14 protein-coding genes are annotated in these 11,958 nt (G+C 67.9%); 13 read left to right on the plus strand and 1 reads right to left on the minus strand.

The annotated features are described in order from the left end of the window. Positions 1–141 precede the first annotated feature (141 nt). The 13 genes from ACFPZL_RS05660 to ACFPZL_RS05720 all read left to right on the plus strand — a co-directional run bounded on the left by ACFPZL_RS05660 (position 142) and on the right by ACFPZL_RS05720 (position 11,244). Positions 142–807, plus strand: a complete 666-nt coding sequence (locus ACFPZL_RS05660) for an L-threonylcarbamoyladenylate synthase (RefSeq protein WP_218115900.1) — start codon at positions 142–144, stop codon at positions 805–807. Next, positions 807–1,976: an MraY family glycosyltransferase gene (locus ACFPZL_RS05665; protein WP_218115901.1), complete on the plus strand. Its 1,170-nt coding sequence runs from the start codon at positions 807–809 to the stop codon at positions 1,974–1,976. Before ACFPZL_RS05660 ends, ACFPZL_RS05665 begins: the two co-directional genes overlap by 1 nt. Further along, entirely contained in the window at positions 1,973–2,455 is a 483-nt protein-coding gene (locus ACFPZL_RS05670) for a 3-oxoacyl-ACP reductase (protein ID WP_218115902.1), read from the plus strand. The genes ACFPZL_RS05665 and ACFPZL_RS05670 overlap by 4 nt, the downstream gene beginning before the upstream one ends. A 179-nt stretch (positions 2,456–2,634) precedes the next feature. Then, the gene (atpB, locus tag ACFPZL_RS05675; RefSeq protein WP_218115903.1) at positions 2,635–3,459 is read left to right on the plus strand and encodes a F0F1 ATP synthase subunit A; all 825 of its coding nucleotides are present in this window, start codon (positions 2,635–2,637) and stop codon (positions 3,457–3,459) included. Positions 3,460–3,513: 54 nt separating this feature from the next. Continuing rightward, positions 3,514–3,741 (plus strand): ATP synthase F0 subunit C, encoded by a 228-nt coding sequence (atpE, locus tag ACFPZL_RS05680; protein ID WP_187555217.1) that lies wholly within the window; start codon positions 3,514–3,516, stop codon positions 3,739–3,741. 37 nt (positions 3,742–3,778) lie between these two features. Further along, entirely contained in the window at positions 3,779–4,333 is a 555-nt protein-coding gene (locus tag ACFPZL_RS05685; protein ID WP_218115904.1) for a F0F1 ATP synthase subunit B, read from the plus strand. Next, complete coding sequence (locus ACFPZL_RS05690; protein WP_218115905.1) at positions 4,333–5,109, plus strand: F0F1 ATP synthase subunit delta; 777 nt, start codon at positions 4,333–4,335, stop codon at positions 5,107–5,109. The genes ACFPZL_RS05685 and ACFPZL_RS05690 overlap by 1 nt, the downstream gene beginning before the upstream one ends. A gap of 51 nt (positions 5,110–5,160) precedes the next feature. Further along, complete coding sequence (atpA, locus tag ACFPZL_RS05695; RefSeq protein ID WP_218115906.1) at positions 5,161–6,786, plus strand: F0F1 ATP synthase subunit alpha; 1,626 nt, start codon at positions 5,161–5,163, stop codon at positions 6,784–6,786. A gap of 84 nt (positions 6,787–6,870) precedes the next feature. After that, entirely contained in the window at positions 6,871–7,761 is an 891-nt protein-coding gene (locus ACFPZL_RS05700; RefSeq protein ID WP_218115907.1) for a F0F1 ATP synthase subunit gamma, read from the plus strand. 26 nt (positions 7,762–7,787) lie between these two features. Beyond that, a complete protein-coding gene (gene atpD / locus ACFPZL_RS05705) occupies positions 7,788–9,233 on the plus strand; it encodes a F0F1 ATP synthase subunit beta (protein ID WP_218115908.1) in 1,446 nt (481 codons plus the stop codon). 2 nt (positions 9,234–9,235) lie between these two features. Beyond that, positions 9,236–9,496, plus strand: a complete 261-nt coding sequence (locus tag ACFPZL_RS05710; RefSeq protein ID WP_218115909.1) for a F0F1 ATP synthase subunit epsilon — start codon at positions 9,236–9,238, stop codon at positions 9,494–9,496. A gap of 24 nt (positions 9,497–9,520) precedes the next feature. Continuing rightward, positions 9,521–10,321 carry a YaaA family protein gene (locus ACFPZL_RS05715; protein WP_218115910.1) on the plus strand — a complete coding sequence of 267 codons (801 nt, stop codon included), beginning with the start codon at positions 9,521–9,523 and terminating at the stop codon, positions 10,319–10,321. Positions 10,322–10,350: 29 nt separating this feature from the next. After that, positions 10,351–11,244, plus strand: a complete 894-nt coding sequence (locus ACFPZL_RS05720; protein ID WP_382334859.1) for a PP2C family protein-serine/threonine phosphatase — start codon at positions 10,351–10,353, stop codon at positions 11,242–11,244. 170 nt (positions 11,245–11,414) lie between these two features. Here ACFPZL_RS05720 and ACFPZL_RS05725 read toward each other — a convergent pair whose 3' ends face one another. Next, entirely contained in the window at positions 11,415–11,870 is a 456-nt protein-coding gene (locus ACFPZL_RS05725) for a hypothetical protein (protein WP_218115912.1), read from the minus strand. Between the last annotated feature and the right edge of the window lie 88 nt (positions 11,871–11,958).

Genomic DNA, 11,958 nt, shown 5'->3' on the forward strand with positions numbered 1-11,958 from the left:
ACACCGCTGCGCTCGGGGCGGAAGCGGCCGCGCGTACACGCCCCGGCCGATGCGGAGGCACGCCGATCGGATCCGGCAGGAACGGACGCGCGTCGAGGGGCGGCCGCTGCGGCGCAGGCCTCGGGGATAGACTCGTGGGTTGTGAGCCAGGTCTTCGATTGCAGTGACAGCACGCAACTGATCGGTGCCGCTCGGGCGGCGCGACAGGCTATCGGACGGGGCGAGCTCGTCGTGCTGCCGACCGACACCGTCTACGGCGTCGCCGCCGACGCATTCTCCTCCGACGCGGTGCAGCGCCTGCTCGAAGCGAAAGGGCGCGGCCGCCAGTCGCCGCCGCCCGTGCTGATCCCGAACACGGCTATGCTCGCGGCGCTCGCCGCAGAGGTGCCCGAGCCCGTCTCGGTGCTCGCCGAGGCCTGCTGGCCGGGCGCGCTCACCATCGTGGTCACCGCGAATCCGAGCCTCAGCTGGGATCTCGGCGAGACCGGCGGCACGGTCGCGCTGCGCATTCCGGACCATCCGCTGGCCATCGAGATCCTGAACGAGACCGGACCTCTGGCCGTCTCCTCCGCCAATACGACCGGGGATCCGGCCGCGCGGAACATCGAGCAGGCCCGGGAGATGCTCGGGGATTCGATCGCCGTCTATCTCGACGCCGGAGACGTCGTCGGCGACGGCTCCGCATCCACCATCGTCGACGCCACCGAGCTGACCGCGGAGGGCGGCAGTCTGCGCGTGCTGCGCGAGGGCGGCGTCTCCCGCGAACGGATCGCCGAGCTGCTGCCCCGGGTGACGATCGAGCCCTGATGCTCTTCTCGTTCCTGCTGGTCGCGGCCGTCGCGGCGCTGGTGACGGCGATCGCCTCGTTCGGCGTGCTCCGGCTCAGCCGCCGCTGGCAGCTCGCTCCGGAACTGCGCGAGCGGGACGTGCACACCACGCCGACGCCCCGACTGGGCGGCGTCGCGATGTTCCTCGGACTGCTCGCGGCGATGATCGCGGCGACCGTCTTCACGGATCTGGTCGACCGGCAGGGCGAAGCGCCCCGGCTCTGGGCGATCTTCGGAGCCTGCAGCCTCATCGCCCTGGTCGGTATCCTCGACGACCTGCTCGATCTCGACTGGATGCTGAAGCTCGCGGCCCAGCTCGCCGCGGCCGGTCTGCTGGCCTGGCAAGGGGTGCAGATCGTGTCGGTGCCGTTCGGCAACACGCTCATCGTCGCCTCACCCGCCCTGAACTTCGTGCTGACCGTCTTCCTGATGACGCTCGTGATGAACGCCGTGAACTTCGTGGACGGGCTGGACGGGCTGGTGGCCGGCGTGGCGATCATCGCGAATGCGGTCTTCTTCATCTACACGCAGCTCCTCGCCGCCGAGACCGGCGGCGACGCGTCGATCACCTTCGCCGCGCTGATGGCGGCCACGGTGGTCGGGATGGCCGTCGGGTTCCTGCCGTTCAACTGGCACCGCGCGCGCATGTTCATGGGCGATACCGGCGCGCTGCTGATCGGGCTGCTCATGGCGGTCTCGACGGTCTCGGTGACGGGGCAGTTGAACCCGGGATCCCTCGACCAGAAGCTGGTGCTCGCGAGCTACATCCCGATCATCCTCCCCATCGCGGTGCTGGCGATGCCGCTCGCCGACTTCACGCTCGCGGTGCTGCGGCGCTTGCGCGCCGGCAAGAGCCCGTTCTCCGCAGACCGGCGGCACCTCCACCACCGCCTCCTCGACATGGGCCACTCGCCAGTCCAGGCGGTGTTCATCTTCTACCTCTGGACGGCCATGATCTCCGCGGCCTGCCTGCTCGTGTTCACGACGCAGAGCTTCTTCTGGCCCGCGGTCGTCGCGGCGACCGGCGGAGTGCTCTGCCTCGTCGTCACGCTGACCCCGGCGGTGCGGGTGCGCCGATGGCTCACCCAGCGCGGCTTGCTACGGTTGACGCGGAGCGAGAACACCGCCGACGAGAGGATCGCCAAGTGACCGAACCCGAGCCGAACGCCGTCGCACCCGATGATGGCGCCGAGCGACGGCTGCCCTCGTCGCAGCCGGTGCTGCTGCGGGCCCTGCGCTGGGGCGCGATCGCGACCGTGCTGCTGATCCTCGCCTGCGGCGGCGTGGGCTGGTGGATCGCGGGATCCCCGGGCCTCATCGGCGGGGTGCTGGGGGCGCTCTTCGCGGGAGTGTTCCTCGGACTCACGATCGGGAGCATCGCCTTCGCGAACCGGTTCATCGAGAGCGACCTCTACGTCCCGCTCTTCTTCGGGATCGTGGTCGGTGGCTGGGTGCTCAAGTTCGTTGCGTTCATCGTCGCCGCGGTGCTGCTGCGCGATCAGGCCTGGCTCGAGCCGAAGATCCTCTTCTTCTCCCTCGTGGCCGGCGTCATCGTCTCGCTCGTCATCGATGCCTTCATCATGACGAAGAGCCGGCTGCTCTACGTCTCCGATCCGAAGCTCCCCTGAGCGTTCCCGGATCCGGGGGTCGGCGCGCGGAGGATGCGGCTCGGTTTCCGTGTGAGCCGAGTTCTTGATAGCATCGTTATGTTCCCGGCCGAGCGGCCTTCTGTGCTGCGTCACGTGCCTCGGGGGCACGACTATCGTTCGACGCCGTGCGGCTTCGCGCTGCACTACGAATCAGGAGAATGGCGCTGTTTTCTAACGCTGTGCAACTCGTGACCCCGGCCCTTCTCGCTGCGGAGGGCGGTGGATTCCACCCGCCGTCGATCGACGACTTCTTCCCGCCGGCGATCTTCTTCGAAGGCACGCCCTTCGAGATGAACCGCGTGATGATCATCCGCGTGATCATGGCCCTCGTGCTGATCGTCCTGTTCTGGGCCGGCACGCGCAACATGAAGGTCGTTCCGGGCCGCTTCCAGTCGCTGACCGAGATGGCGCTCGACTTCGTCCGGGTGAACATCGCCGAGGATCTGCTCGGCAAGGTAGACGGTCGTCGCTTCCTGCCCGTCCTCGCCACGATCTTCTTCATGATCCTGGCGTTCAACATCACGGGCATCATCCCGGGCTTCAACATCGGTGTCTCGGCCGTCGTCGGTGTCCCGCTGGTGCTCGCGGTGGTCTCGTACATCACGTTCATCTACGCCGGCGTCAAGAAGAGCCCCAAGAACTTCTTCAAGAACTCCCTCTTCCCGCAGGGCGTACCGCTCCCGTTCTACATCCTGGTGACCCCGATCGAGTTCTTCTCGACCTTCATCCTGCGCCCCGTCACCCTGACGCTGCGACTCATGATGAACCTGGTGGTCGGCCACCTGCTGCTGGTGCTGTTCTTCAGCGCCACCTGGTTCTTCTTCTTCGAGGTCTCGGGCGCGCTGCGGGCGCTCGGCGCGGTGACGCTAGTCGTCGGCTTCGCCTTCACCCTCTTCGAGATCCTGGTCGCGTTCCTGCAGGCCTACATCTTCACCATTCTCACCGGCGTCTACATCCAGCTCGCGCTGGCTGAAGAGCACTAAACCTCAATCGGGCCCGGTGCACGCCGGGCTCACCAACGGAAGGAAACACCTACTGTGTCTGTTCTCGCTGAAGTCTCGGGCAGCATCTCGACCGTCGGCTACGGCCTCGCGGCCATCGGCCCGGCCATCGGCCTCGGCATCGTCGTCGGCAAGACCATCGAGGGCGTGGCTCGTCAGCCCGAGCTCGCCGGCCGACTCCAGGTGCTGATGTGGATCGGTATCGCGTTCACCGAGGCCCTCGCGCTCATCGGTATCGCGACCCACTTCATCTTCACCGTCTAAGCTCTCCACCCTTCTCTAGTCTCGAAAGGGAGGCCCGATGATTCACGCAGTAAGTTTGGCTGCGGAGCCGGCTGCGGAGACGCGGAACATCCTGCTGCCCGAGGTCTACGACCTCGTCTGGTCGGCGCTCATCTTCATCGTCCTGCTGGTCGCGTTCTGGAAGGTCTTCCTTCCCCGCCTGCAGAAGATGCTCGACGAGCGCGCTGCGGCGATCGAGGGCAACATCGCCAAGGCCGACGAGGCCCAGGCGAAGGCCGAGGCCGCGCTGCAGGAGTACACCGCGCAGCTCGCCGGTGCCCGCCAGGAGGCCGCAGACATCCGCGACGCCGCCCGCGCCGACGCCACGAAGATCGTGGCCAAGGCCAAGGACGACGCGAACGTCGAGGCAGCCCGCATCGCGCAGACCGCCCAGTCCCAGATCGAGGCCGAGCGCCAGAGCGCCGTCGTCTCTCTCCGCAAGGAGGTCGGTACGCTCGCGATCGACCTCGCGTCCGGCGTGGTCGGCGAGTCGCTCTCCGACGACACCAAGGCGTCGGCGCTGGTCGACCGCTTCCTCGCTGATCTCGAGGCATCCGAGAAGGCAGCGAAGTAATGGGCAGTGCGTCACGCGAGGCTCTGGCCGCGGCGAAGGCGGCTCTGAGCGGCAGACTCGGCAAGTCGGCAGGCGCCGAACTGCTGAGCGCCTCCGCTCAGATCGCCGGATCGCCGGCCCTGCTGGGCGCCCTCGGCGATGCCTCCTCCGCGGCTGCGGCGAAGCGCGGCCTGGTCGAGCGCCTCTTCGGCGGCATCTCGGCCGGCGCTCGTGCGGTACTCGTCGCCGCGGTCGAGCAGAACTGGTCGAACGCCGATGAGCTGGTCGGCGGCGTCGAGGAGCTCGGCCTGCGCGCCGAAGCGATCGCCAATGACGGCCTGGCCGACGAGCTGCTCGCGGCGGCCGCGACGATCGACAGCAGCCACGAGCTCGAGCTGAGCCTCGGCAGCAAGCTGGGCGATCCCGCGTCGAAGGTCGCGCTCGTGGAGCGCATCTTCACCGGCAAGCTCTCGGCGTCGGCGGTCGGCGTGATCGCCCATCTCGTTGCGAACCCGCGTGGTCGGCGCGTCGGCGCCGCGCTCCGCGAGAGCGCACGCGTGGCAGCGGACCAGGGCGGCAGCGAGCTCGCGACCGTCTCGGTGGCGGCGCCTCTGAGCGCCGCGCAGCAGGAGAAGCTGGCCGGTCTGCTCGAGCAGAGCGCGGGGCGACCCGTCCGCGTGACCACGGTCGTCGATCCCGCGCTCGTGGGCGGCGTCCGCATCCAGATCGGCGACGACGTGATCGACGGCAGCGTCCGGTCGCGTATCGAGGACCTGCGCCTGCAGCTGGCAGGCTAACGACTTTTCACCCCGCGGGCCGGGCCCTCGGAAGAGACAAGAGAGAACGAAATGGCAGAACTCAGCATCAGCCCCGATGAGATTCGCGACGCGCTGAAGGACTTCGCGTCGTCCTACGAGCCCGCGAAGGCCGAGAAGACCGAGGTCGGCACCGTCATCGACGCCGCCGACGGCATCGCGCACGTCGCGGGCCTGCCGGGCGTCATGGCGAACGAGCTCGTCCGCTTCGCCGACGGCACGCTCGGCCTCGCGCAGAACCTCGAAGAGGACGAGATCGGCGTCGTCGTGCTCGGCGAATTCACCGACATCGCAGAGGGACAGCAGGTCACCCGCACCGGCGAGGTGCTGTCGGTCCCCGTGGGCGAGGGCTACCTCGGCCGCGTGGTCGATCCGCTCGGCAACCCGATCGACGGACTCGGCGACATCGCGAACATCGAGGGCCGTCGCGCGCTCGAGCTCCAGGCGCCCGGCGTCATGCAGCGCAAGTCGGTGCACGAGCCCCTGCAGACCGGTATCAAGGCCATCGACGCGATGATCCCCGTCGGCCGCGGCCAGCGTCAGCTGATCATCGGCGACCGCCAGACCGGCAAGACGGCGATCGCGATCGACACGATCATCAACCAGAAGGCGAACTGGGAGTCGGGCGATCCGACGAAGCAGGTGCGCTGCATCTACGTCGCGATCGGCCAGAAGGGCTCCACCATCGCGTCCGTGAAGGGTGCGCTCGAGGACGCCGGTGCGATGGAGTACACGACCATCGTCGCGTCGCCCGCCTCGGATCCGGCCGGCTTCAAGTACCTCGCTCCCTACACCGGCTCGGCCATCGGCCAGCACTGGATGTACAGCGGCAAGCACGTCCTCATCATCTTCGACGATCTGTCGAAGCAGGCCGAGGCCTACCGCGCGGTATCGCTGCTCCTCCGCCGTCCGCCGGGGCGCGAGGCCTACCCGGGCGACGTGTTCTACCTGCACTCCCGCCTGCTGGAGCGCTGCGCCAAGCTGAGCGACGAGCTCGGTGCCGGCTCGATGACCGGTCTGCCGATCATCGAGACCAAGGCGAACGACGTCTCCGCCTACATTCCGACCAACGTGATCTCGATCACCGACGGCCAGATCTTCCTCCAGTCCGACCTCTTCAACGCGAACCAGCGTCCGGCGGTCGACGTGGGCATCTCGGTCTCGCGCGTGGGCGGCGACGCTCAGGTGAAGAGCATCAAGAAGGTCTCCGGCACGCTCAAGCTCGAGCTCGCCCAGTACCGCGCACTCGAGGCCTTCGCGATGTTCGCGAGCGACCTCGACGCGGCGAGCCGTCGTCAGCTCGAGCGCGGCGCCCGCCTCACCGAGCTGCTCAAGCAGCCGCAGTACTCGCCGTACCCGGTCGAGGAGCAGACCGTCTCCATCTGGGCCGGAACCAACGGCCACCTGGACGAGGTCCCGGTCGAGGACATCCTCCGCTTCGAGCGCGAGTTCCTCGACTACGTCGGGAACAACAGCGAGGCGCTGAACACGCTGCGCAGCACGAACGTGCTCGACGACGACACCGTCGCCGACCTGGAGGCGAAGATCGCAGCGTTCAAGCTCGAGTTCCGCACCTCGGCCGGTCAGGCTCTGAACGAGCAGTTCGAGGAGCTCGCCGAGGAAGAGATCAAGCAGGAGCAGCTGGTCGTCAAGAAGTAACGGCGAACGGGCGGGCGCTGCGAGGCGCCCGCCCGGATCCGGCACTCATCACGACTGACACGCTTCGAACACCACAGGAGAGACATGGGAGCGCAACTTCGGGTCTACCGGCAGAAGATTCGTTCTGCCCAGACGACCAAGAAGATCACCCGCGCGATGGAGCTGATCGCAGCCTCTCGCATTCAGAAGGCGCGTGCGCGCGTCGACGCGACCACGCCGTACGCCCGCGCGATCACTCGCGCGGTCTCGGCGGTCGCGACGCATTCGAACTTCGACCACCCGCTCCTCACGGAGCCCGAGAGGATCAGCCGCGCCGCGGTCGTGATCTTCACCTCGGACCGCGGCCTGGCCGGCGCCTTCAACTCGCAGGTACTGCGCGAGGCCGAGGAGCTCACCGAGCTGCTGCGCTCGGAGGGCAAGGACGTGAGCTACTACCTGATCGGCCGGAAGGCTCAGGGGTACTTCGCGTTCCGCCACCGGGCCGCCGAGCGGACCTGGACGGGTTTCACGGAGGCTCCGGTCTTCGAGAACGGCAAGGAGATCTCGGACGCGCTGCTCGATGCGTTCGGGAAGGACGCCGCGGAGGGCGGGGTCGATGAGATCCACCTCGTGTACAACCGCCTCGTCAGCATGGTGAGCCAGGTCCCCGAGGTGCACCGTCTGCTGCCGCTCGAGGTCGTCGAGGGCGTCGCCGAGGTCGAGACCGGCCCCGAGTCGCTCTACGAGTTCGAGCCCGATGCCGACAGCGTGCTCGACCGTCTGCTTCCCGCCTACATCGAGTCGCGGCTCTTCAACGCGCTGCTCGAGTCGGCAGCGGCGAAGCATGCGGCGACGCAGAAGGCGATGAAGAGCGCGAGCGACAACGCCGACGCACTGATCCGCGACTACACGCGTCTGGCGAACAACGCCCGCCAGGCCGAGATCACTCAGCAGATTTCCGAGATCGTCGGCGGCGCCGACGCCCTCGCCGACTAGCCACGCATACGAAGAGAGAGAACACTATGACCGATCAGGCCACCACCAAGGTCGCCGGGCGCATCGCTCGCGTCACCGGCCCCGTCGTCGACATCGAGTTCCCGCACGACGCCATTCCCGCCGTGTACAACGCGCTCGAGACCACGATCGACTTCGGCGACGGCCAGGAGCCGCTGAAGCTCGTGCTCGAGGTCGCCCAGCACCTCGGCGACAACCTGGTGCGCGCGATCGCGCTGAAGCCGACCGACGGTCTGGTCCGCGGCCAGGAGGTCGTCGACACGGGCGATTCGATCACCGTCCCGGTGGGCGACGTCACCAAGGGCAAGGTCTTCAACGTGACCGGCGACGTGCTCAACCTGCCCGAGGGCGAGACCTTCGAGGCGACCGAGCGCTGGAGCATCCACCGCACGCCCCCGGCCTTCGACCAGCTCGAGTCGAAGACGCAGCTCTTCGAGACCGGCATCAAGGTCATCGACCTCCTCACCCCTTACGTGCAGGGCGGCAAGATCGGCCTCTTCGGCGGCGCCGGCGTGGGCAAGACCGTGCTGATCCAGGAGATGATCCAGCGCGTGGCGCAGGATCACGGCGGCGTGTCCGTGTTCGCCGGTGTGGGCGAGCGCACCCGTGAGGGCAACGACCTCATCCACGAGATGGACGAGGCCGGCGTCTTCGACAAGACCGCCCTGGTCTTCGGCCAGATGGACGAGCCGCCGGGGACCCGTCTCCGCGTCGCCCTCTCGGCACTGACCATGGCGGAGTACTTCCGCGATGTGCAGAAGCAGGACGTGCTGCTCTTCATCGACAACATCTTCCGCTTCACCCAGGCCGGCTCCGAGGTCTCCACGCTGCTGGGCCGCATGCCCTCGGCGGTGGGCTACCAGCCGAACCTGGCGGACGAGATGGGCATCCTGCAGGAGCGCATCACCTCGACCCGCGGTCACTCGATCACCTCGCTGCAGGCGATCTACGTGCCGGCCGATGACTACACCGACCCGGCCCCCGCGACCACGTTCGCCCACCTCGATGCGACCACGGAGCTCTCCCGTGAGATCGCCTCGAAGGGTCTGTACCCGGCCGTGGATCCGCTGACCTCGACTTCGCGCATCCTCGATCCCCGTTACCTGGGCGCCGACCACTACCGCGTCGCGACCACGGTGAAGCAGATCCTGCAGAAGAACAAGGAGCTGCAGGAGATCATCGCCATCCTCGGCGTCGACGAGCTCTCCGAAGAGGACAAGATCACCGTGTCGCGCGCGCGCCGCATCCAGCAGTTCCTCTCGCAGAACACCTACATGGCGAAGAAGTTCACCGGTGTCGAGGGCTCGACCGTGCCGCTCAAGGAGACCATCGAGTCGTTCGACGCGATCGCCAAGGGCGAGTTCGACCACGTCGCCGAGCAGGCCTTCTTCAACGTCGGCGCGATCAGCGACGTCGAGGAGAAGTGGGCGCAGATCCAGAAGGAGAACGCCTGATCATGGCGAAGCTCACTGTCAGCGTCGTCTCGGCGGAGCGCGAGATCTGGACGGGCGATGCCAGCCAGATCGTCGCGAAGACCGTCGAGGGCGAGATCGGCATCCTCGGAGGCCACGAGCCGATGCTCGCGCTGCTCGCCCATGGCGAGGTTCGCGTGACCACGGGTTCGGGCGAGAAGATCGCGGTCGACGCCGAGGGCGGATTCCTCTCGGTCGACCATGACGTCGTGACCATCGTCGCGAGCCGGGCCGCCCTGGTCTAGGGTCGGCTTCGGCCGTACTCGTCGATGCATATCCTGCTGCCGCCCTCGGAGACCAAGCGCTCCGGGGGCGGCGGCGTCTTCTCGCCCGGCGAACTCGCGAATCGCGCGCAGCTGGGCGACGCTCGCACCGAGGTCCGCTCAGCGCTCGAGGCGCTCAGCGCAGACGAGGACGCCGCCGCTGCGGCGCTGAAGCTCGGGAAGAAGTCCCGCGGAGAGATCGCGCACAACCGGCAGCTCGGAGATTCGGGCACTCTCCCGGCGATCGACCGCTACACCGGTGTCCTCTACGACGCCCTCGACGCGTCGTCTCTCGACCCCGCGGCTCGATCCTGGCTCGCCGCCCACGTCTCCGTTCAGTCCGCCCTCTTCGGCCTGCTCGGCGCAGCCGATCGGATCCCGGCCTACCGCCTTTCGGCGGGGAGCCGGCTCCCGGGTCTTGCGGCCCCGCTCAAGCAGGTCTGGCGCGAGGCGCACGGCGCGATCGACTGGCCCGCGCTCGGCTGGATCCTCGATCTGCGTTCCAAGGACTATGCGGAGCTCGCGCCCCTGCCCGCCGGCATCGGCGACACGCTGCTCGTCGCGCAGCGCGGCCCTGACGGTCGTACGCGCGCGCTCAATCACTTCAACAAGGCGGCGAAGGGCGACCTCGTACGGCGTCTCGCCGTCTCCCGGCCCGAGATCCGGAGCCGGGAGGATCTGCTCGCGTGGGCTCGCGGTGCAGACCTCGAGCTGTCTGCCGGCCCGGGGCAGGACGAGCTGACCCTGGTGACCGACCTCGGCGCCCCCGCAACCGCGGGTGCGGCGGCCGCTTCCGCAGCGCGGTAAGCTGATCGGGTGATTCTCGAGGTGCGATGGTGAGTACGCGCGGAAAGGCCGGACTCCGCGAACGCGTCCCCTTGGGCGGGAGTGCATCTCCGTCGGTCGAACTCTCCTGGTACGGGATCAGCGAAATCGGCCGTCGTCGGGAGACGAACCAGGACAGCTTCGTGACGCTGCCTCCGCTCTTCGCCGTCGCCGATGGCATGGGCGGCCACTCGGCCGGTGAGATCGCCTCGGCCGCCGCGGTCCGCAGGCTCGCCGAGCTCGGCGGCGCTACGCGGATCAGCGACGGCGACATCGAGGAGGCGCTCGGCGACGCGGTCGACGACATCGAGCTCGAAGCGGGGGAGAGCGAACTGGGTGCGGGCACCACAGCCACGGGTGTCGTGCTCGGCGACGATCCGGAACAGCCCAGCTGGCGCGTCTTCAACATCGGGGACTCGCGCGTTTACCAGTACTTCGACGGCGAACTGACCCAGTTGACCGTCGACCACTCGGTGGTGCAGCACCTGCTCGACACGGGAGCCATCACCGAGGAGGAAGCCGAGTACCATCCGCACGCGAACGTGATCACCCGGGCGGTCGGTTTCAATGAGCCGCCCGTGCCCGACTTCAGCAGCGTGGCGCTCATTCCGGGCCAGCGGCTGCTGATCTGCTCGGACGGGCTCACCAAGGAGCTCACCGACGCCGGTATCGAGCACTTCCTGCGGACGGGGGAGAGCGCGGAGGGCGCCGCCCACGCGCTCGTGCAGCACGCGCTCGACAACGCCGGCCGCGACAACATCACCGTGATCGTGATCGAGGTGCACCGCTTCATCGAGTCGCAGGCCGTCGACGGCGCCGCACCCGAGAGCGGTGCCGCTGCCGCCGGACCCGTCGGGATGGAGCACGCCGACGCCGACGACACCCTCGAGGTGCCGAAGGTCTAGCCTCCAGGCGGTCGGTGCCGCCGGCCGCCGGCGTCAGGCCGGCTACGCGCCTGCGGCGGCGAACGCGTCGAGACCTGCGCGGTGTTCGGGCCCGGTATCGCGCCTCTGCTGGTGACGGGCGCCCCCGACGGCTCGGCTCGCGACGATGCCGCGGTCGTGGTGATCGAGGTTCACGCGATCCTCGATGCGTAGGGTCGTGACCCACGAGCGGCGAGCATGAGCGCGCCGCCGAGGAGGATCACGAGCACCGCAGCGACTGCCGTCTTCTTCCGGCCCGGGTACCAGCCGGTCTCCGCCAGCTCCTCACCGTCCGGATCCAACACCGTGAAATCGAACAGCTGGAGACCGAGAGCCATGTCGTCGGCAAATGCCGAAAGACCGAAATCGTATGCGCCGGGCGGGATGCTTCGAGGGATAGTGAAGACCTGCTCGAACTTCCCATGTTTGCCGAAAGGACTCTCAGATGTCGCCAAGTAGTGCTCGCCGGTCTCGGAATCATCGGTGGTACTGAACAGCCCTACCAATAGTCTCGTACAGGGTACCCCTTCGAAGAGACAGGTTGCCTTCACCGTGACCTTGTCTCCCGGGAGGGCCTCGCGTGGAAACACCTCGTAGCTGTCCTCCACCACTGGCAATCTGAATCGCCCTGGGTTTCGTTCCGTTCTTCAAGCAAGGATGGAACACGATGAATCAGAAGTACTCGCCCGAGATGCG

The sequence above is a fragment of the Leucobacter soli genome (assembly GCF_042659205.1).
Taxonomy (GTDB): Bacteria; Actinomycetota; Actinomycetes; order Actinomycetales; family Microbacteriaceae; genus Leucobacter; species Leucobacter soli.